Annotated in this window: 17 protein-coding genes; 8 read left to right on the forward strand and 9 right to left on the reverse strand. The window is 61.7% G+C overall.

Annotation, left to right across the window (positions count from 1 at the left end):
* Nucleotides 1–2: 2 nt before the first annotated feature.
* Together R3F07_00515 and R3F07_00520 are read left to right on the forward strand one after the other, a co-directional pair.
* Entirely contained in the window at nt 3–1,535 is a 1,533-nt protein-coding gene (locus tag R3F07_00515) for a DUF2868 domain-containing protein (GenBank protein ID MEZ5274842.1), read from the forward strand.
* Entirely contained in the window at nt 1,532–2,953 is a 1,422-nt protein-coding gene (locus R3F07_00520) for a GTPase/DUF3482 domain-containing protein (protein ID MEZ5274843.1), read from the forward strand. The genes R3F07_00515 and R3F07_00520 overlap by 4 nt, the downstream gene beginning before the upstream one ends.
* 9 nt (nt 2,954–2,962) lie before the next feature.
* Here the strand turns inward: R3F07_00520 and R3F07_00525 are convergent, their stop codons facing one another.
* The 3 genes from R3F07_00525 to R3F07_00535 all read right to left on the reverse strand — a co-directional run bounded on the left by R3F07_00525 (nt 2,963) and on the right by R3F07_00535 (nt 4,510).
* The gene (locus tag R3F07_00525; protein ID MEZ5274844.1) at nt 2,963–3,238 is read right to left on the reverse strand and encodes a hypothetical protein; all 276 of its coding nucleotides are present in this window, start codon (nt 3,236–3,238) and stop codon (nt 2,963–2,965) included.
* A 168-nt stretch (nt 3,239–3,406) separates the two neighbouring features.
* Complete coding sequence (locus tag R3F07_00530; protein ID MEZ5274845.1) at nt 3,407–3,610, reverse strand: SlyX family protein; 204 nt, start codon at nt 3,608–3,610, stop codon at nt 3,407–3,409.
* Between the two features lie 102 nt (nt 3,611–3,712).
* A complete protein-coding gene (locus R3F07_00535) occupies nt 3,713–4,510 on the reverse strand; it encodes a hypothetical protein (GenBank protein ID MEZ5274846.1) in 798 nt (265 codons plus the stop codon).
* 67 nt (nt 4,511–4,577) lie between these two features.
* Here R3F07_00535 and R3F07_00540 point away from each other — a divergent pair, with 67 nt between their 5' ends.
* Nucleotides 4,578–6,176, forward strand: coding sequence for a hypothetical protein (locus R3F07_00540; protein MEZ5274847.1), 1,599 nt, complete (start codon nt 4,578–4,580; stop codon nt 6,174–6,176).
* A gap of 26 nt (nt 6,177–6,202) precedes the next feature.
* On the opposite strand, the gene R3F07_00545 is transcribed toward R3F07_00540, so the two are convergent.
* Together R3F07_00545 and R3F07_00550 are read right to left on the reverse strand one after the other, a co-directional pair.
* On the reverse strand, nt 6,203–7,114 hold the full coding sequence (locus tag R3F07_00545; protein ID MEZ5274848.1) for a phytanoyl-CoA dioxygenase family protein: 912 nt from the start codon (nt 7,112–7,114) through the stop codon (nt 6,203–6,205).
* 219 nt (nt 7,115–7,333) lie between these two features.
* Entirely contained in the window at nt 7,334–8,590 is a 1,257-nt protein-coding gene (locus R3F07_00550) for a 6-phosphofructokinase (GenBank protein MEZ5274849.1), read from the reverse strand.
* Nucleotides 8,591–8,843: 253 nt separating this feature from the next.
* Here R3F07_00550 and R3F07_00555 point away from each other — a divergent pair, with 253 nt between their 5' ends.
* From R3F07_00555 to R3F07_00575, 5 genes are all read left to right on the forward strand, one after another.
* The gene (locus R3F07_00555; GenBank protein ID MEZ5274850.1) at nt 8,844–10,349 is read left to right on the forward strand and encodes a glycine--tRNA ligase; all 1,506 of its coding nucleotides are present in this window, start codon (nt 8,844–8,846) and stop codon (nt 10,347–10,349) included.
* An 8-nt stretch (nt 10,350–10,357) separates the two neighbouring features.
* A complete protein-coding gene (locus tag R3F07_00560) occupies nt 10,358–10,903 on the forward strand; it encodes a GNAT family protein (GenBank protein ID MEZ5274851.1) in 546 nt (181 codons plus the stop codon).
* A 95-nt stretch (nt 10,904–10,998) separates the two neighbouring features.
* Complete coding sequence (locus R3F07_00565) at nt 10,999–11,394, forward strand: hypothetical protein (GenBank protein MEZ5274852.1); 396 nt, start codon at nt 10,999–11,001, stop codon at nt 11,392–11,394.
* A 160-nt stretch (nt 11,395–11,554) separates the two neighbouring features.
* On the forward strand, nt 11,555–13,618 hold the full coding sequence (locus tag R3F07_00570) for a TonB-dependent copper receptor (GenBank protein MEZ5274853.1): 2,064 nt from the start codon (nt 11,555–11,557) through the stop codon (nt 13,616–13,618).
* A gap of 454 nt (nt 13,619–14,072) precedes the next feature.
* Nucleotides 14,073–15,860 carry a M3 family oligoendopeptidase gene (locus tag R3F07_00575; protein MEZ5274854.1) on the forward strand — a complete coding sequence of 596 codons (1,788 nt, stop codon included), beginning with the start codon at nt 14,073–14,075 and terminating at the stop codon, nt 15,858–15,860.
* A gap of 35 nt (nt 15,861–15,895) precedes the next feature.
* Here the strand turns inward: R3F07_00575 and R3F07_00580 are convergent, their stop codons facing one another.
* Genes R3F07_00580 through R3F07_00595 form a run of 4 tightly spaced genes read right to left on the reverse strand, consistent with a single transcriptional unit; the run spans nt 15,896 to nt 19,475 of the window.
* On the reverse strand, nt 15,896–17,212 hold the full coding sequence (locus R3F07_00580) for a radical SAM protein (GenBank protein MEZ5274855.1): 1,317 nt from the start codon (nt 17,210–17,212) through the stop codon (nt 15,896–15,898).
* A gap of 4 nt (nt 17,213–17,216) precedes the next feature.
* Nucleotides 17,217–17,465 (reverse strand): acyl carrier protein, encoded by a 249-nt coding sequence (locus R3F07_00585; protein ID MEZ5274856.1) that lies wholly within the window; start codon nt 17,463–17,465, stop codon nt 17,217–17,219.
* A gap of 2 nt (nt 17,466–17,467) precedes the next feature.
* Nucleotides 17,468–19,015, reverse strand: a complete 1,548-nt coding sequence (locus R3F07_00590; GenBank protein MEZ5274857.1) for a class I adenylate-forming enzyme family protein — start codon at nt 19,013–19,015, stop codon at nt 17,468–17,470.
* A complete protein-coding gene (locus R3F07_00595; protein MEZ5274858.1) occupies nt 18,999–19,475 on the reverse strand; it encodes a hypothetical protein in 477 nt (158 codons plus the stop codon). Before R3F07_00595 ends, R3F07_00590 begins: the two co-directional genes overlap by 17 nt.
* Nucleotides 19,476–19,590 lie beyond the last annotated feature (115 nt).

Here is a 19,590-nt window from a genome sequence, read left to right on the forward strand (position 1 = left end):
TCATGTCCGCCGCCCAAGCCTCCCGTCCCTCCCTCGCTGATGTCGCGACGGCTTCCGCCATCCTCGACCGGGATGAGGAGCGACCGGCGGATGAGGTGGCCCAACGGGACCGCCGGATCGGACTGCACATGCCCCTTGCGGCAAGCCGCCTGGAAGCCACTCTGGGCTGGGTTGAAGCGGTTTGCCGGGAGGATGCCGCCCTGCGCCGGCTGCATCAGCAGGTGGACCAGGGTATGGCCTGGTGCGGCACCATCATCACCGGGCTCGGGCTGTTCCTCGGCTGGAGCGCTGCCTTCGGGGTCTTCTTTTTCGATGGTTCCGGCAGGGTCAACACGATCGGGATACTCGGCGTTCTTGTCCTCCTCCCGGCCCTCTTTCTCCTGCCCTTCCTCGTCGCGGCCCTCCCCGCCAGCGTGACAACCCGCATTCCGGGTGGCGCCGCCGCCGCCGCCTTGTCCCGGGGGCTCAGTCCGGGTCGGCTCGCCGCAGGGATCGTCCGATTCCTGCCGACCGGGTTCCGGCAGACCTGGGAGCAGGTCAGCGGCCGGGCCCACCGCCAGCAGACACTTTTCAGCGCTATCCATAAATGGACCCTTCTGCGCTGGTCCCAGCTCTTTGCGCTGGGATTCCAGGTGGCTGCCCTCAGCGCCGCGCTCAGCCTGATACTCTTCACTGATCTGGCTTTTGGCTGGAGCACCACCCTGACATCGGGCGACCCGGTCGCGGACGCCGCCACGGTGCACCGGCTCACCTCAACACTGGCAACGCCGTGGGCCTGGGCCTTTGAGTCGGCCGATCCCTCAATCGGCCTTATCCTCGACTCCCGCTACTTCAGGGCGGCCGAGGCGGTCCTGAATCCCGAAGAGGCCGCCCGACTCGGGGCCTGGTGGCCGTTCATGGTCCTGACCCTGCTGGTCTACGGCCTACTTCCGAGGGTTTTCACCTACACGATCGCACGGGCCCGGCTGAGCACTGCGTGTCGGCTCACACTGACCTCCCTTCCCGGCCTGTCGCCGGTGATCCACCGCATGCACCAGGCTCACGTCCAGACCACTTCGGACGATCCCGAGACCGGGAGGTCCGGACTGTCCTCTCCTGCGCCCACCCTTTCAACGGCGAACCGGCCGGAAACCTTCGGCGCCCTGATCAATTGGAGCGCGGTTCCGGTCGATGCCCGGATGCTTGAGCGGGCGTTCGGACCCATCGCGGTTCATGCCGCCGGAGGTTCGTCTCCAACCGCCCAGGACCGGCGCCTCGGCGCAATCCTCGCCGATCAACTCGGCCACGCGACCGGTCTCGGTCTTCTGGTCAAAGCCTGGGAGCCGCCCCTGATGGAATGGGTCGACTTCCTGAAAGACCTCCGCGCCGCCCTGCCCGCCCGGACCCCGATCGTGGTCCTGCCGATCGGGGTGGATTCGGAGACCCGCCTGACGGGCGGCACCCCGGAGCAGCTCGCCATCTGGATGGCGAAGATCCGCGCGGTTGGTGACCCCTGGTTGAGCCTCGGTACCGTCCCGGAGGTAACCGTATCATGAATACACCGGTCTTTGCGGTGGTCGGTCACCCGAACAAGGGAAAGTCCAGCCTGGTCGCCACCCTGGCCCGCGACCCGAGTGTGGCCATCGGGGCCGAACCGGGCACGACCGTCCGGACACGCCGTTTCCCCATGCGGGTAGCCGGGGAAACCCTCTACGAACTGGCCGACACGCCGGGATTCCAAAGGGCGCGGGCGGCCCTGGAGTGGATGAAACGGCATGAGGACGGCACCGCTTCCCGCCCCGCCGTGGTCGAGCGCTTTGTTCGCGAACATGCCGGTCACGAGTATTTTCGTGATGAATACGAACTGCTCAAACCCATCGCAGAGGGAGCCGGGATCATCTATGTGGTCGACGGAGCCGCCCCCTACGGACCGGAGTACGACGCCGAGATGGAGATCCTTCGCTGGACCGGTCAGCCGAGCATGGCCGTGATCAACCCGATCGGGACTCCACGCTTTGTCGACGCATGGACGAATGCCCTTGGCCAGTTCTTTCGGGTGGTGCGGGTGCTTGACGTGATGCGGGCGCCCTTCGATCAGCAGATCGAGGTACTCCGGGCTTTCGGGCAACTGAAGGAATCCTGGCGGGAGCCGCTGGAACGCGCGGTCCAGGCCCTGATCGCCGACCGTGACCGGCAGCTCCAGGACTCGGCCCGGGTCATGGCCGAAATGATCGCATCCGCCCTCAGTCATCAGGAGATCCGGGACATCGCCAAGAACGACGATCCGACCCGCTACACGGCAGAACTCGAGGAAAATTACCGGGCCCATCTTCGGCGGATAGAACGACGGGCTCGGGCCGAGGTTGAGTCGATCTACGGGCATCCCGGGATCGAACGCAGCGAGGCCGAAATGCAGCTTCTCGAGACCGATCTGCTCTCAAAGGAAAGCTGGCTCGCCTTCGGATTGACCAGGCGGGACCTGGTCACGGTCGGAGCGATCGGGGGAGCCCTCCTCGGCGGTATGGCCGATGCCGCCCTCCTCGGCGCCTCCTTTCTCACCGGTTCGGTGGTGGGGGGCCTGATCGGCGGAACGCTCGGCTATCTCTCGTCCGACAAACTGGCCGAGATCAAAATCCTTCACCAACCCCTCGGCGGCCGTCGATTGCGCTGCGGTCCGACCCGCAACCTCCAATTCCCGTTTGTCCTCCTCAACCGGGCGCGGCTCCATCATGCCGTCGTGGCCGGGCGGACCCATGCCCAACGGGGCATCCTTGAAGTCGATACGAAGGATGCCGCAGCCGGAGGGCTTCTCCCGATGCTGTCCGAAAGCGAGAAGCGCGGACTGGCCGGATCTTTTGACGCGCTCCGGCGCAGCGAAGCGGGAACCGAAAAGCGGAGGGCCGCCCTCGATCGTCTATCCGCCGCCGTCGCGCAGCTCCTCGCCGTCAACCAACCGCGGAAATCCGGGCACTGACCGGTCTGCTCAACCCGCCACCGCTTCCGCCCTCGGCAGATCCTTGAACGCGGTGCCGAGCAGGCGAATCGCCTCGGCGTGGGAAGTGGTCAGGAAGAAGCGGGGATCCAGGCTGTCCCACGGGTCGTCCACCCCAATCTTTTCCACCAGATAGCCGATCGGGTGGTAGTGATCGCCATAGAGGATATGCAGGTTTCCGGATCCCTGGTCGTGGGTATTGGGCAACGCCTCGGACATCCGAAGAGCGGGGACCAATGACTTGTCCATTTCAATGGTTGCAGGCATTTTGATTCGGGTTTGAGGTTTTTTCTCTTCAACCCGCCGGACGCCGCCGCCCACCATTTTCGACGGGAGCGGAAGACCCCCGACGGCCGATAAACCAAGTGTAAAGGAAATCTCCGGAATTTCAACCCGGAGACGTTTCGAATCTGCCGAATCGAGTGGCCCGGACGATCAGTAGTGCGGTGGACGCTCATCGAAGGGAGGCGATTCCTGGCCGGTCTCACTACGTGCCGACCGCCGGAGGGTGTCCCATTCCCGGCGCATCCGATCGAGGGATTCCCGCAGTTCGAGAATGACCTTGTCCTGCTGGCCCACATGCTCCTGCAGATGGGTGAAGGCTTCCTCAAGACGGGTGATCCGTTCTTCGGTGTTCATAGGCCCGCACATTCTGGCCGAAACCGCCGCGCTGTCAGCCCGGAATTGCCAGCCATGCCTCCACCGGGCAAAGACCACCCACCGCCTCTGCCAATGCAGCAATCAGAACCCGAGAAATTCCAACTCGCCGAATTCGACGCTGAAGCGCTCGTCCCAGGGAGTGACCCGTTTGAATTCCGTCCGGCGCTCGTCACGGCTGACACCCACCCGGAAGAACAGGATGGTCCCGGCACCCGCCACCTGGAGCTCGGTCACCGGAGCCGGATAGGTCGGGTCGACCGGGTTGAAGCGGGCGGACAATTCGCCCCGGTCGATGCGTGCAACCAGGGCCGCCCGGATGTGTTCGCGCAGGCGGAGAGAAACCTCCCGGATCTCTTCTCTCTCCGAATCCATGGTGATCCACAGTTGGAATTTCCCCGCCGGATAGGGGTTATCGTCGTTGGAGACGAGCGGAACCTCGTAGACGATTGATTTCCCTTTCCGCGAGAGGACAACGGCCTCATCCAGACGGATCCTGTCTTCAAGTTTCGAACCTTTCCAGGCCTCACGTTCCCGACGGAGCCGGTCCTTTTCCCGCTCTTTCTGGAACTTCCCACGCTCTTTTTCGGTCGGTTCACGGCCATCGATCGAAATGAGGCGCTGTCGCTGATCAAAGGCCTGGGACGGATCCACCCGGATGATCCGTTCTTCGATGATCTCACCATGGATATCCTTCATCACCTGGATCTGTGTGTAGGCCCAGCGGTTGGCCTCGTCCTGCGCCTTCCGGATACCCGTGACCAGCAGCTCGGGTCCGGCAGCAATCAGGCCACCCGGGACGCCCGTCAATCCGGCCAACAGGACGAGGCGCTTGAGGAATCCGCTTCGTTTCAGCGGTTGAACAGGTTGACACGGAGTCAAAGCAGGCAGAGGAAGACGCCATCCAACAGCTTGCGCCCAAATCCCTGCAACCGGCTTGCGGTCAGAAATGTCACTACGCATCGGGCTATTCCATCGGTTCATTCTGTTGACCTCCCTCGCCTCGTGGCCGGGTCTGGCTCAGACACCGTCCATCGCCCGGGTCGGCGATGCGGTTGCTGTCGACGCGTCGAACATCTTTGTTCTCGAGCCGTTTGAAGTCAATGAAGTGCGGCCATGGACTTATGTGCGGATCGACGGCTACGAGATTCTCTCGGTCATCGACGAGGTCGATACCCGGATCGTGGCGCAACGGATGCAAGCGGACCAGCGGTTCGCGCCGCTCTTCATCCCTGACGAGCTCCGGATAAACCAGACAATTCCCAACGTTCTCGTTCTCCAGCCTCTCGACGATCGCGAAGTCATCGCCAAATTCCGTACCCGGGTCCGCCCAGGGCAGCCCATTGATTTCGCCCTCTTCGACCAGGGAGACTGCTTCCATGCCTTTGTCTCCGGAGCGACGACCGATGTGGTGGTCAAGGGACGGCGCTCCGGCGCCAACTCCCCGCTTGCCGCGCACCTCATCTCCACCTTCACCCTGGTCCGCCCGGAGCCGCCCGCATGGTATCTGGAGGGGCTCAAGTACCTGCTGCGCAACGGCAATGTGGTCGGGGACAGCCTCACGCTGCACGGCCCCCAAAGGATCGCGCCCGGTCCGGTCCCGATCGAAGCGATTCTCAAGACAACCCCGGCGGAACTGGACAGGATGCGCCTCCAGGCGAAAGAGGAACGCGACCGTTTTGAGTGGTTGTCCGCGCTTTTCATTCACTGGGGGTTTTTCAGCGACGGAGGCATCCGAAGAGAGACCTTCCTGCGCTTCGTTGGACTCGCCAGCCGACAGAGCCTTTCGGATGAAGTGCTCAAGCGCAGCTTTGGAATCGGCTTCGACGATCTTTCGTGGACCCTTCGCACCTATAAAAACGTCTGGTGGCGTTCCAGGCGGACAATCGACCTTCCGGATGCGATGAAAACCGCAGACGAATCCGCCATCGAGGTCCGGCCTGCCTCGCAGGCCGAGGTCGCACGAATCCTGAGTGAAAGCTACATCGCGCTCGCCCGCGGCGATGTGGGCATTCCTCCCGACAGGAGATACCTCGGAAAAGCCCGCGAACTGCTTACGGAAGCGCTGGGCGCCTGGGGACAAACGAACGGCATCAAGGTTGCCTTCGGTCTGCTCTATGTGGCCGAAGGGCGATCGGCCGACGCTGCCGGCACCTTTGAGGAACTGGCGTTGACCGATCCGGATCTTCGACCTCGCGCCAACTACGAAATGGCACGCCTGCGCTACCGAGCCGCCCTCCGGGAAACGAGACCCGAGGGACTTCTCGACGCAGAGACGACCCGCCACATCCTCTCGTCCCTCAACCGCGTGCTGCAGGCTGATCCCAAGATGGAGATGGCGTTCCAGCTTGCCGTCGCGCTGTGGTCGCACTCGGCGGTCGGGCCCAGCTCCGGGGATCTGGCCTTGCTGGAAAGGGGTGCCCGCGCGTTCCCCGGGAATTCGGAGCTCATCGCGTTGCTCACAGCTCTGCCTACCGAAGAACCACCCCCGGGCCGTAATCCCGAATCCGAAGAATCCGACGATCCGACTTCCGGGGACCGATTCTGAAATCCGACCGCTACCGCCAGATCCGCTCAGCAGATCCTCCCCCGCTTGGCCCGCGGTCCGTGCATGGCGGGGTTCGGCCCCATATGCCGCTCATCAACCGGATCCGAGGCGAGCTGGTATCGGGAATCGGATGACAGGCGCAACTGCTGCGAACGATTGTCCAGCGAGGCATGGACAAGGAAGAGGGTGAAGACGAGAAGATCCCCCGCCTGAAAGTCAGCGGTCAGCCATCGGCCACCGATCTTCTGCCTCAGGGTATGGGCATCCCGCGCCAGTTGACCGGTCCATTGCCTATCCGCCCGCGCATAGGCCGCAGCATTGGGCCGGTTCTCACAGTATTCATCGACATCCCGGTTCGCATAGCGCTCCTGGATCGGCATCGAAAGATGGGAATTTTCTAGAATCATCAACCCGCCCCTTTCCACCGGCACGTCGACGTAAGGGACCCAGGCGGTAAAACGATTCCGGGTGCCGCGTCCCATATACACTGAATCGCAATGGGGAAAGGTGGCCTGACCCGGAGCAGTCACCCGTGTGTTCACATTGTCGAAGTGAAGCATGGGTCCACCGAGAAACCTTTCCCAGAACTCCCGGAGACGACCCGAAAAAAGAAAGCGTTTCAGCCCGGGGTTGTCCTTCGCAAGGTCCCCATGAATCCGGGACGAAGCGTTGATCGGAGCCGTATCCAGTCCCGGCCGCACCCAGAGCGACTCCGGCGGCCGTGAGGGATCGAGCCAACCCCGATCCGCGATGCGTTCGATCATCAGCCTGCGCCCTTCAACCACCTCATCGAGGGTCCAGAACCCCCGGATGTAGAGGTAGTTGTCGCAGGTCATCCTCTGCCGCAATGCCGCGGTGTCATCGAGAATCGGGCTCGAGTCCTGCAGACCACCCAATGCGTCTTCAGCGAGGTCGAGAAGACGTCCATTGCTGCTCAAACCGTGGAGATCCCTCGGAACCCATGCGACTGAAGTTGGCCTGATCACGCGAGCCGAACCATAGGGGCGCACGTCCTGCCGGCAAACCCAAATCCCACATGCTTAGCCTGCCGGATAACCCGGGAACAATCGGGCCCCTTGGAAACGCGTGGTAGGAAAGAAGGGGCGCACAAGGTGCGCCCCTCAAGATCGATCGGCCTGTCCGCCCGAACGGCGGGACTACATTGCGTAGGAGGAGAGCACCTTATCGACCCGCCGTTTCTGCAGGCGGGCAAACTGCGGTGCGCCATGCACATAGGGGATCTCAACCTCGCCCTGGATCAAAGGAAGAGCGTAGCGATGATACTGGAAATTCATGCTGATACCGTCCTCATTGACCCACTCGGCCGGCAGTTTCTTCACCCCGTTGGCCACTTCATGCAAATCCGCCAGACCCGTCTCGCAGACGTATTGGTCCGCGTCGCCCCGCAGGAGCGTCACCATTTTGCCGGATTCTCCGCCGACCGCGGCAATAACCGCCGCCTGACCCGCCAGATAAGCCTCATCCATGTCCGTCTTCGAGGCACAGTGCGCGGCCACCCGCTGGCTGATGCCCGGCTTGGCCGACCGGGCCTTGATCCCGAGATTGGCTTCGACCAGGCCCCGCAGATAATCCCCGACTCCGCCCAGCTGAACGTGTCCGAACGCATCGGTGGCGACCGACGAGGTGGTGATATAATTGCCGTCCGTGTCAATCAGGCCTTCACCCACCACAACCATGCAGTACTTTTCCCTTTTGAGGACCCGTTGGACATCCTCGAGGAATTTCTCGGGTGAGAAGAGGACTTCAGGCAGAAGGATGATGTGCGGGGGATCGTGCGGATGGTCGCGGCGCTTCGCGAGGGAGGCCCCCGCCGCGATCCAACCAGCGCTGCGTCCCATCACCTCAAGAATGGAGACGAGGTCATGCTGGCCCATGGCCTCATGGTCGCAGGCCATTTCCTGGACGGTCGTGCTGATGAACTTGATCACACTGCCATAGCCCGGGCAGTGGTCGATGATCGGCAGGTCATTGTCGATCGTCTTCGGGATGCCGATGACCCGCAGCTCGTAGCCCTGCTCAATGGCGAGCTCAGCCACACGGGCGGCCGTATCCTGGGAATCGTTGCCGCCGGCGTAGAAGAAATAGCGGATATTATGCGCCTTGAAGACCTCGAGTATGCGCTCGTAGTCCTGCTCGTTGCGCACCTTGTAGCGACAGGTGCCCAAGGCCGCCCCCGGAGTGTAACGGAGCGCCCGGATGGTCTGTTGCGATTCATCGGCCAGATCGATGAACTCCTCGTTCAGAATACCCAGCACACCGTTGAGACAACCGTAGATCTCCTCGATACACTCATGATTCAGGGCCTCGGTGATCGCACCGGCCATACTCGCGTTGATGACCGCGGTCGGGCCACCCGACTGTCCGATCAGACAATTGCCTACTAGTTCAGTCATGATGAAAAATTGCTTTGATAAATGGAAACGAACAGAAAGGAAAACGACATCGGATTTCCATTGGCAAATCATTTCTCCCGTTCGTCCCATCTGCCCGGGGAAGCGAGCTGCCATCTCAGGTCACTGATGCATGGGAACTTACCGCGCTGCCGGTCGCTTGGCGCCGACGGTCCCGGGCGGGCCGAGGCGATCCGGCGGAGAAAAAACCGGAGGATTGACCCGCGGGAGCGCCTCGGCCATTGAACAACGCCTTATGGCCAAGGCCGAACAAACGGGAAACCTCATGGAAACCCTCGTCGCTCTCTGCAAGCGCCGGGGCATTATCTTTCAATCGTCGGAGATCTACTCCGGGATCAACGGATTCTTTGACTACGGCCCCCTCGGCGTCGAGTTGCGGCGCAATATCAAGGACGCCTGGTGGAAGGACTTCGTCCACCGCCGCGACGACATAGTCGGTCTTGACTCCAGTATCATCCACCACCCGACCACCTGGAAGGCGTCGGGCCATATCGACAATTTCACCGATCCGCTGGTCGACTGCAAGGTGTCGAAACAGCGCTACCGGGCCGACCAGCTCTTCTTCGCCCCGGTCATGGTCGATGGCACGATGATCGGTTGCGTCTCTGCAATGGAGAACGAAACCACCGGGGAGGATCTCCAGAAGGCGGCCGAAACCCTGAAAAGGAAGAAGGGCGTCCAAGGCACACTCGAGCCGGTCCGCCCCCGGGACATGACCGAGGCGACCGAGGAGGAGATCGCCCTCATCCCATCGCCGGCAACCGGGGAACCCGGCAGCCTGACGCCGCCAAGGTCATTCAACATGATGTTCCAGACCCATGTCGGGGCCTTGCGCGATGAATCCTCGATCGCCTACCTACGTCCCGAGACAGCCCAGGGGATCTTCATCAACTACAAGAACATCGTCGACACCGGTCGAGTGAAGCTCCCATTCGGCATCGCTCAGATCGGCAAGGCTTTTCGCAACGAAATCAATCCGCGGAACTTCATTTTCCGATCGCGGGAATTCGAGCAGATGGAGATCGAGTATTTCATCGCTCCGGATGCTGACTGGCAACAGATCCACCGCGAGTGGATCGACCGCAGCCGGGAATGGTTCACCAGCATCGGCATCGATGAATCCCTGCTCAGCGAATATGAGCATCCAAAGGAAAAACTCTCCCATTATTCAAAGGGCACGATCGACATCATGTTCAAGTTCCCCTTCGGCGAGCAGGAGCTTCAGGGGATCGCCGCCCGCGGCGACTACGACCTCACGCAGCATCAGCAGACCAGCGGAAAATCGATGGAGTATTTCGACGAGGTGACCAAGAGCCGGTTCATTCCGCATGTCATCGAGCCGAGCGTAGGCGTCGACCGCATCCTGCTCGCCGTCCTCTGCGCCGGCTACCGGGAAGAGGAGGTCGAAGGAGACAAACGGGTTGTTCTCGGACTAAGCCCGCGGATTGCTCCGGTCAAAGTGGCGGTTCTGCCCCTCGTCAAAAACAAGCCCGAACTGGTCACCATGGCCCGCGCCCTCTACCGGAAACTCCAGCGCCGTTACGCCGTCTTCTTCGACGAATCCGGTGCGGTCGGCCGCCGCTACCGGCGCCAGGATGAGATCGGTACCCCCTGGTGCGCTACGGTCGACTTCGAGAGTCTTGAAACCGGCACCTTCACCGTCCGTGAACGCGACTCGATGGCACAGGTGCGAATGACCGAGAACGAGTTTCTTGCGATGCTCGACGAAAAGATCGACTGAAGCCGCACATGACGAAATCACTTCTGCCCCTTGGTCAGTTCGAGACACGCCATCTCCGGGCCCGCAAGCCGCGGCTTTCTGATGCGGCCATCGTTTTTGGGGCCTATGCGACTGACCCGGAAGTGACGCGTTTCCTTACCTGGAAACCCTACAAGGAGCTGCTTCCCCTGGAGCGTTTCTTCCACCACACCATCCAGGAATGGGAGAAAGGAAAGAGCTTTGCCTATATGCTTTGCCTCAAGGAGGCCGACGAGCCGATCGGCTCGATCCACCTGAGGATCGAGGGTTTCAAGGCCCATTTCGGTTACGCCCTGGCCAAAGCCCACTGGGGCAAAGGCCTGATGACCGAGGCACTCTCCTTTCTCGTCGACTGGGCCCTCGCCCAGCCCGGCATCTACCGGGCCACCGCTTTCTGTGACACGGAGAACCCGGGGTCGGCCCGGGTCATGGAAAAAGCCGGCATGATGTTCGAAGGGGTGACCAAGCGTGGCCATATCGCCCCGACCATTGGACCCGAACCCCGCGATTGCCTGGTCTACGCCAAGGTGCGTTGATCGATAAACTTTGTAACACAAAGTTTATCGTCTTTTCCTGATTGATCCAAAATTGGGATTGCGGACGGCTGCGAGCCAATCTCAAGATCCACCCCGTGTTGCGGACCCCATTCAGATCGATTGCCGTGGTCAGCCTGGTTTTTTCCTGGCTTCTGGCTTCGATTGCGCCCGGCCTGCTTGCTCACCTTTCCGTGGGGTCGCGCCTCCTGGCCGCGGCTTCGACGCATTCCGATGAGGTGGCCGCGATCGCTCTGGCCATGATCCGCGGTGAGCTCTGCGGATTGGCCACCGAGATCGAAAAGGCCGAAGGGACACAGTCGGATACGCCGTCCGCCGCGGAAATCCCGGCCGCCAAGATCCTTCTCGGTCTGGTCGAAGGCCGGACAGAGATCTCCCTTGCTTCACGTCCGCTACGGACCGCCATCCCTGTTCCCGAGACACACGGAATTGCTCGCGGTGCTCCCCCGAAACCGCCGCCCCGAGTGATCTGACCGCGCCGTCTGCGCCGGTCTCCGCAGGTCCACCCGCGACAGGTGGACCCTTCCTGCCCGTCTGCGGCAGTTTGCTTCAACGTCCCCAGCCGACTCCCGGTCCTCCACCCGAGGAAGACGGACTTCGGGACCGGGTCCTGAATACACAACCACTACCACCATGAATTCTTTCGCTCTCTCCACCACGCTTCTCACGCTTGCCGTCTCCTTCGCCGTTCCCATTGCTGCCCAGGTCATCTCCCCAGCCGACCCGGTCGCGCTTCCCCAACTTGAAATCTGGGGACGAACCGACGTCTTCCGCCAACAGGACACTCCTTCCGCCGACGGCGGGGAATACCTCGGCCGCCTTTCCGGTCTCTCCGGCTCCCGGATGGGCGGACACGGCACTGACATCCTTATCCGCGGCCAGAAGGACGAACGCAACACCGTCCTCCTCGACGGCGCTGCCATCCAGGGCGGTTGTCCGAATCACATGGATCCGGCCACCTCCTATGCCCCGGTTGAGTTCTATGACTCCGTCCGGGTGCTGAAAGGCCCCCAGACCCTCATTTACGGACCCGGCGGGACCGGGGGCACCGTCCTCTTTGAGCGGTCGGTCAAGCGATTCGAATCAGGCGAAAGGGCACGATTGTCATTGGACACCGGATACACGGACAACGCCGACTCCTGGTTTGTTTCCGTCGACGCCGCGGCCGGCACCGAAGATTGGCAGGCCCGGATCCTGGGCACGACCCGCTCAGCCGACGACTATGTCGACGGCGACGGCAACGAGGTCCGCTCCGCCTATCGGCAGGACGGCCTTTCCTTCATCGGCGCCTATACCCCGCAGGCGGAAACGCGGATCGAAATCGGCGCCGAGCACACCCGCGCGCTCGACGTCCTCTTCGCCGGCGCTGCGATGGACTCACCGGAAAGCACCAGTGACATCTTTCGCCTGCGCCTGCGCCACCAGCCGACCGGCGGAGCGGTTCGGGCGATTGAATTCGACAGCGGCTATGCGGAGGTCGCCCACACCATGGACAACTACTCGCTGCGCCCGGCCGGCATGATGTGGATGTTCGTCCCATCCGAGACGGCGGCCTGGACGGCACGGCTCAATACCCGCATCGAGGCCGGACCCGGCGAGATTCAGACCGGTTTCAATTTCCAACAGATCCAGGCCGACGCCACCCGCTACAGCGGACCGGCGGGCACCATCCCGACGACGGTCAATTCCTATATGTGGCCGGAGGTCGAAAGACAGACTGTCGGCGTTTTCACCGAATATCAGTTCAGTCCGGACCCCGATTCGAATCTGCTCTTCGGGCTGCGAGGCGATCGGTTTGATGCCTCGGCCGGGACAACCGATCTCGATCCCCCTGGCATGATGATGAGTCCGAATAGGCTTTACCAGATGTACTACGGAAGCAGCGCTCAGCGGGATCCGGTCATTGGCCTCGGGGCTCTCCTCCGCTACGAGCGCAGGATCGGCGACAAGGGCTTCAAGGCCTACGCCGCCGCCCAACGAAGCCTGCGCGATGCCGATACGACCGAACGGTTCATCGGCACGAACAACAGTGCGCCGGCCATGCGCTGGGTCGGCAATCCCGGCCTCGAACTGGAAACCCATAATCTGGCAGAGGCCGGGCTCCTCTACGAATCCGCAAAATGGTTGATCGCCGGATCAATCCACGGGGACTGGGTCAGTGATTTCATTCTGCGCGACCGCGCCCACGGCCAAACCGCGACCGGCATCGCCGACAATGCCTCGATCTACCGCAACGTTGATGCCCGCCTCATCGGATTCGAACTCGAAGTCTCCCACAGCCTGACCGGGAACCTTCAGGCCAACGCCCGACTCGCTTACGTGGAGGGAACCAACACGACGGAGGATCGCCCTCTCGCCCAGATTCCGCCGCTCGAAGGCGCGGTTGGACTGGACTACGTGACTGAGATCTTCCGGGTCGGCGCCATGCTCCGTTTCGCCGATGCGCAGGATCGGGTCGACGACAACCCGATGACCGGCAGCGGTCTCGATGCCGGTCCCACCCCGGGCTGGGCAACCCTCGACCTCGAAGGCCGCTACCGCGTCACCGAACAAATCGAGGTCCGCGGCGGGGTGCGCAATCTCTTCGACGAGACCTACGCCATCCATGTCAACCGCTCCAACGACTTTGACGCCACCCAAGCCCAGATCAACGAGCCCGGCCGCACCCTCTGGATCGCCCTCAACCTCAGCTATTAGGCAACATCTGACCAGGCACAAAAAAAGGCCGGCCCGCCGAAGCGGGCCGGCCACAAACGAGACCCGCCCCTGCGGGAGGGAGGGAGGGGGATCGGGACGGTATCTCGAAAATGATCTGGAAAAAGAACCCTGTCGGAGGATGGTGTTCCCGGACTCGACCTGACCGGCTCAATCGATCCATTTCACCAGTCGAATCAGACTTTCCCGAAACGATCCCCAACGTGTTACAAATGTGTGAACGTTGGTGGTTATTGCAAGCCTAAGATTTTCCACTATAAGATATTCTTTCTCTCCATCGCAAAAACGTAGATCATCAAACTGACATTCGATTTCGAATTGATCATGTAAGTCATTGTTTTTATTTGGTTTATGATACAAAGTGCCTCGATGGACCACTTCCTTCATTGCGTAAACAAGCGATCTGAAACCTAGGGGAAATTCCTATACACGAATCATGGATTGGGACCTATCCAGTTACTTCCCGTCGTTTGACGGACCGAAATACCGCCAGTTCCGCGATCGCCTGAATGAGGACCTCCGGATCCTCAACCGCGCCTTCCCTCCCGAAATCCCGGGAACCGATCCGGATCTTGATCCTCTGATCGAGCGGATCCTCGGTCTGGAGGACGCATCCGTCCGGCGCTCCCATCTCTCCTCCTACCTCGGTTGCCTGACCGCGGCCGATTCGGCCCATGAGGGCTACGCCGCCGAGGAGGCGGCCCTGGCCCTTACCGGTGCCGCCATCGACAATGCCCGGACTCTCATCCTTGCCCGGATGAGGCTCCTCGATACCTCGGGCCTCCAGAAATTGATCGGCGACCCCCGTCTGGCCGATGCCGGCTACGCCCTCACCCGACTCCATCAAGCCGCCTCCCGGCGGATGAGTGAAACCGAGGAAGCCCTCGCCTCCGATCTCGGAGTGGATGGATTTGAAGCCTGGGGTCGTCTCTATGACAATCTCGCAGGCAACCTCGAGTTCGAGATGGCCCGCCCGGACGGCACCCGGGAACGTCTTCCGATGTCGCAACGCCGGTCTCTCCTTGGCCACCCGGACCGACGCATCCGCCGGGCTGCATTCGACGGGGGCAACCACGCCTGGGACCAGGTCGCCCGGGTGGCGGCCTCCGCCCTCAACAGCCTGGCCGGCACCCGGCAGACCCTGAGAATCCGCCGAGGTCAGGAACACTTCCTCGATCCCGCCCTCTTCGATGCCCGCATCAGCCCGCCGTGCCTGGATGCGCTTTTCCAGGCCCTCAAATCGAGGAGGGAAAGTGCCTGGAACATGTTGCGCTTCCGGGCAGGGCTGATGGGCCTGGAGCGGATCGCCTGGTTCGACCTTGAAGCCCCGATACCCTCTCCCGACAAAGACGCGGTGGATCTCTCCTGGCCGGCGGCCTGCGCCTGGGTGCAGGATGCCTTCGATCGGAGCTATCCCGCATTGGGGACCTTCTTTCGGGCCGTGGTGGAGAAACAGTGGATCGACTGGCAGCCACGGCGCGGCAAGAGGCCGGGGGGGTTCTGCACCTCCTCGAATCTGTCCGGCGAATCCCGCATCTTCATGACCTACAACCAGACGGTCAATGACGTCATGACCCTTGCCCACGAAGCCGGCCACGCTTTCCACAGTCATCTGTTGGCCGACAAACGGGGACTCATCCGAAGCTACCCCATGACCCTGGCCGAGACGGCCAGCACCTTCGCCGAGCAGATCCTGATTGAAGGCATCCTGAGCGACCCCTCCGCGCCGGTTGGCCGAAAACGGCAAGTCCTTGATTCCCAAGTCCGTCACGCGGTCACTTTCCTTCTGGATATCCCGATCCGGTATCACTTCGAGCGTCGTTTCCATGAAGAACGGCAAACCGGCGAGGTCGGGGTCGGCCGACTCAAGACACTTATGACCGAAACCCAGCAGGAATGGCTCGGGGACACCCTCGAACCGGGTGGCGAGGATCCCCTTTTCTGGGCCTCCAAGCTCCATTTCTTCATCACCGGCCTTTCGTTTTACAATTTCCCCTACACCTTCGGATTCCTTCTCAGCCGCAAGCTCTATGCGCGACTCATGGCGGAGGGTCCGTCCTTCCTGCCGCACTACGAAGCCTTCCTCCGCCAGACCACCGTCCAGGATGCCGACGCCCTCATCCGCAACGCCCTCGGCGAAGACCCCGCGGACCCGGCCTTCTGGGCCGCCGCAATCGACTCTCTCCAGGAGCCCTTTGAGTCTCTTCGGAGTCTGGACGGCTGAATGGAGACCACTCGGAACTCCCGTCGCGGCCGGCGTCAATTGCCAGCCGGCATTCCTTTCTTGATCAACTCCATGTAGTGGCGTTTGCGGCGGTTGAACTCGCGCTCGTTGTAGACCTCCCCAAAGAGCCACCGCAGGCCGCTCTCGAGCTCGTCCACGCTCATCCTCCTGGGCTGGAAATTGACGTCAAAGAGTGTGCAACGATCCCAATAACGTTCCCTGAGCAGACGTCCCTCGCGCTGGAGCCGGCTGTAGAGCGGCGTCCCGGGAAAGGGCGTCAGGACCGTCAGCTGCACCTCGAGAAGCTCTGATCTCACGACGAAGTCCCTCACCTCTTCGAAAATCCCCGGGTCCTGGCTGTCGAGGCCGAGGATGAAGCATCCGTTCACGCTGACTCCGTGCGCCTGGATCTTCTCAATCGCCTCCAGGTAGCGGTCGCTCCGACGCTGTTTCCAGTTCCCCGGATCGATTCCGCCCAGCGCTTCTCCCGATGGACTTTCCAATCCGACCAAAACCTGCCGGCACCCGCTCTCGGCCAGGAGATCCAGCAATTCATCGTCATCCGCAATTGAGATGTCCGTCTCGGTGAACCAGTTGATCTCGAGAGGAATCAGTTTCTTGAGGAACTCCCGACCCCATCGCTTATTGATGAAGGTGTTGTCATCGGCCAACTCAAAGAACGGCTCCGCGGCCACCTGCCTGGCGGCCAGGATCTCGGCGATGACCAGGTCGACCGGCTTCTGCTGGAATGACGAGGTGATCCGTATGCTGGCGGCGCAGAATTCACAGTTCAGCGGGCAACCGCGCGAGGTTTGAATGGTCAATCGATTGTAGGGCCGGCCGCGAAGAAGCTCGAAACGGGGTTGGGCATAGTGGTTCGCCTCGAAGACGCCGGACCTCAGGCCCTGGTAAACTCTCCCCATCCGACCCTCCCGGAAATCCTCGACCAGGCGGGGCCATGCCCCTTCCGCTCCGTTCAGCACGATGGCATCGGCATGTTCGGCCGCTTCTTCCGGCATCAGGGAAACATGGATACCCCCCAACACGACGGGCGTCCCGGCCGCACGGTAGCGATCCGCCAACGCGTAAGCTTCGTCGATCTGGGCCGAAAACGACGAGATGCCGACAAGGTCGAAAGGCTCCAATTCCTGATTCGCCGCCAACTCTCCAATTTCCCGATACGCCACTTCGACATCGGCCGGAGTCAGCGCCGCCACGGTCAATAGACCCAGGCTCGGCAACGAGGCGATCACCTTCCCCCGATTCACGAACTGGGGCAGGGTGACGCCGAGTTCGGCCAGTTCGACCGTCTTCACCCGAACCCCGCTCATTGCGATCAATCCAATCTTCATGACTTTACTCCTTTCTTCCTCCCGTCTGCCCCGCGATGAAGGTCAGCAATTGGCGAAGCGTCCTGAACTCCGCCAGTCGCTCATCCGGGAATCGAACCCCGAAACACTTCTCGACCACCGCCAGCAACCGCAGGGACGCCAGGCTGTCCAGACCCAGTGCCGCGACGAGGTCATCATCAAGGCCCACCCCGGACAGGTCCCGACTGGCAAGACCATCCAGAGCGGTCCGCAACTTCAGTTCTGTCGAATTCATGGTCATTCCCCGGCAATTCTTCCCGGCAGGACTCCACCGCTCGCCCTGAGATCAGCCCGGCGGATTTTTCCCGTCGCGGTGCGCGGAAGAGGTTGATGGAGACGAACCCACCTTGACGCCCTGAAACGAGGTGGAGCAGCGGTTCGCAGTTTCGAAAAGACATCCTGACAGATTTCGTCCGCGATCTCTTCGTCGGACGGCACCACAAACAGGACCGGCTCATCATTGCCATCGGCTCCCTTGAGGCCGGCAATGGCAATCTCCACAAAACGGGGATGATGGTAATAGGCTTCCATTTCCTCGGGATCCAACGTCTCTCCCGTCGGGGAGATGATCACATCCTTCAAACGACCCGTCAGGAAAAGACAGCCATTCTCATCGATGGCGCCCAGGTCACCGGTCCTGAGCCACCCATCCGCAAAGGCCGCATTGGAAGCCTCCGGGTCCCGATGGTAACCGCGCATCACGTTGCCTCCGCGGACCAGAATCTCGCCCGCTTCCGAAAGTCGGACCTCAACTCCGGGAAGTGGTCGGCCGACCGACCCGACCGGATCCGCACCCAGGAGGCCCAGACTGACGATGGGGCCTGCTTCAGTGAGTCCGTAGCCCACTCCGACCTGGATGCCCGCGCCCCGGATCAGTTTGACAAGATCCTTCCCAAGCGAGGCACCTCCCACAATGAGGGTATGAAAGGATGGACCGATCACACTCCGCACTGAGGCCGCTGTTTCAGCAAGGCCGTGACATCCGCCGAAGTCTTTCCTTTGGGAACAAACCTCCTCAACCAGGCACCGGACCAGCCCCGGAACGGCCAGGGCATGTGTGACCCCGTGGTCTCGAAGCGAACGCACGATCCGATTGGGAAGGGGCGAAGGTTCGTAGACAATTCTCGCGCCGCAGGCCAAGGGGGCCAGCAGACCGCCCGTCAGCTCGAAGAGGTGAGCAAGCGGAAGCATCGACAACAACGAGTCGCCGGGACCGGCGGTTCCGACCGAAAGGACGGATCGCACATCCGCCATCAGGTTCCCATGGCTGAGCTCAACCAACTTCGACTGAGCCGTCGTGCCGGAGGTGAAGGCCAGCAATGCCAGGTCCTCCGGCCATCGGGTCCTCGGCATATCCAGCCGGCCGGAGTGCGTGAGCAGCGATTCAACGGGTATCTCGACAAATCCGGATTGCCGTCGAAAGGCGCCCCTGCCCCGACCCCCGGTCACGGCGACGCGGGCCCCGACTCGTTGCACGATCGCCGGAAGTCGATCACGGGGTGTATCCATCAGCAACGGGACGGCGACCAATCCCGCCATCTGTATCGAAAAAAACGTGACAACCCAATCCGGACCTGAATCGAGCAGCATGATGACCGCATCGCCCGGATCAGCCGGTATTGAGGCCAGGAGGGCTCCCCCCCGGCCGGCCAGATCGTTAACCGAACGGTAAGTCCGGATTGATTCCGGGCGACCGGAGAGCTGGATGGCGGGTTCCTCTCCATAGGCTCCCTCGGCCAATCGGAGGAGGTCCGGCAGCACCCGGATTTCATTCAGCGCGATCATGGGATCGGAGGTCCCGACAGACACCCCAGGCGACGATGACCAGCGCCACAAATACGAGGGTGGCCGGAACCGACATGAAATATTTCAGGGGACGAAAACCAGCAGCAAGAAAGAGGCTCAGGGGCAGGAAGATGTTGCCGAAATTCATCGCCATCAGCGCCACTCTTGCCAGCAACCGACTGAGGTGGATCCGGCGCAACTCGGCCACCACGAAAAGGTTGAGCATCCCGATGCCAAAAAAGGCAATGTGTCCGAGGCGGGCAAGGCGGCGGGATGTCTCTCCATAATCACCCAACCACGCAGGGACCCTGACCGGACCATCGAAGGACCAGATACCCATCACCAGTCCCGTGCCTGCTCCGAGGACGAGGCAGAACCAGGCCACCACACGATTGAGGCGGTCATCCACCAATGCACCACAATCAGGCTGAACCACGACCGAAGCAGGGTCGCGCAGCATTGTTTCTTCCTTCGTCAGGTTCCCCACAAAAAGAACATGCGCAGTCTTGCGACCCAAGGGATCATCAACCCACCGAATCTGCGAATTCGCCTTGAATAGACCCGAATCCGGAGCG

This window comes from Opitutaceae bacterium, from assembly GCA_041395105.1.
Taxonomy (GTDB): Bacteria; Verrucomicrobiota; Verrucomicrobiia; order Opitutales; family Opitutaceae; genus B12-G4.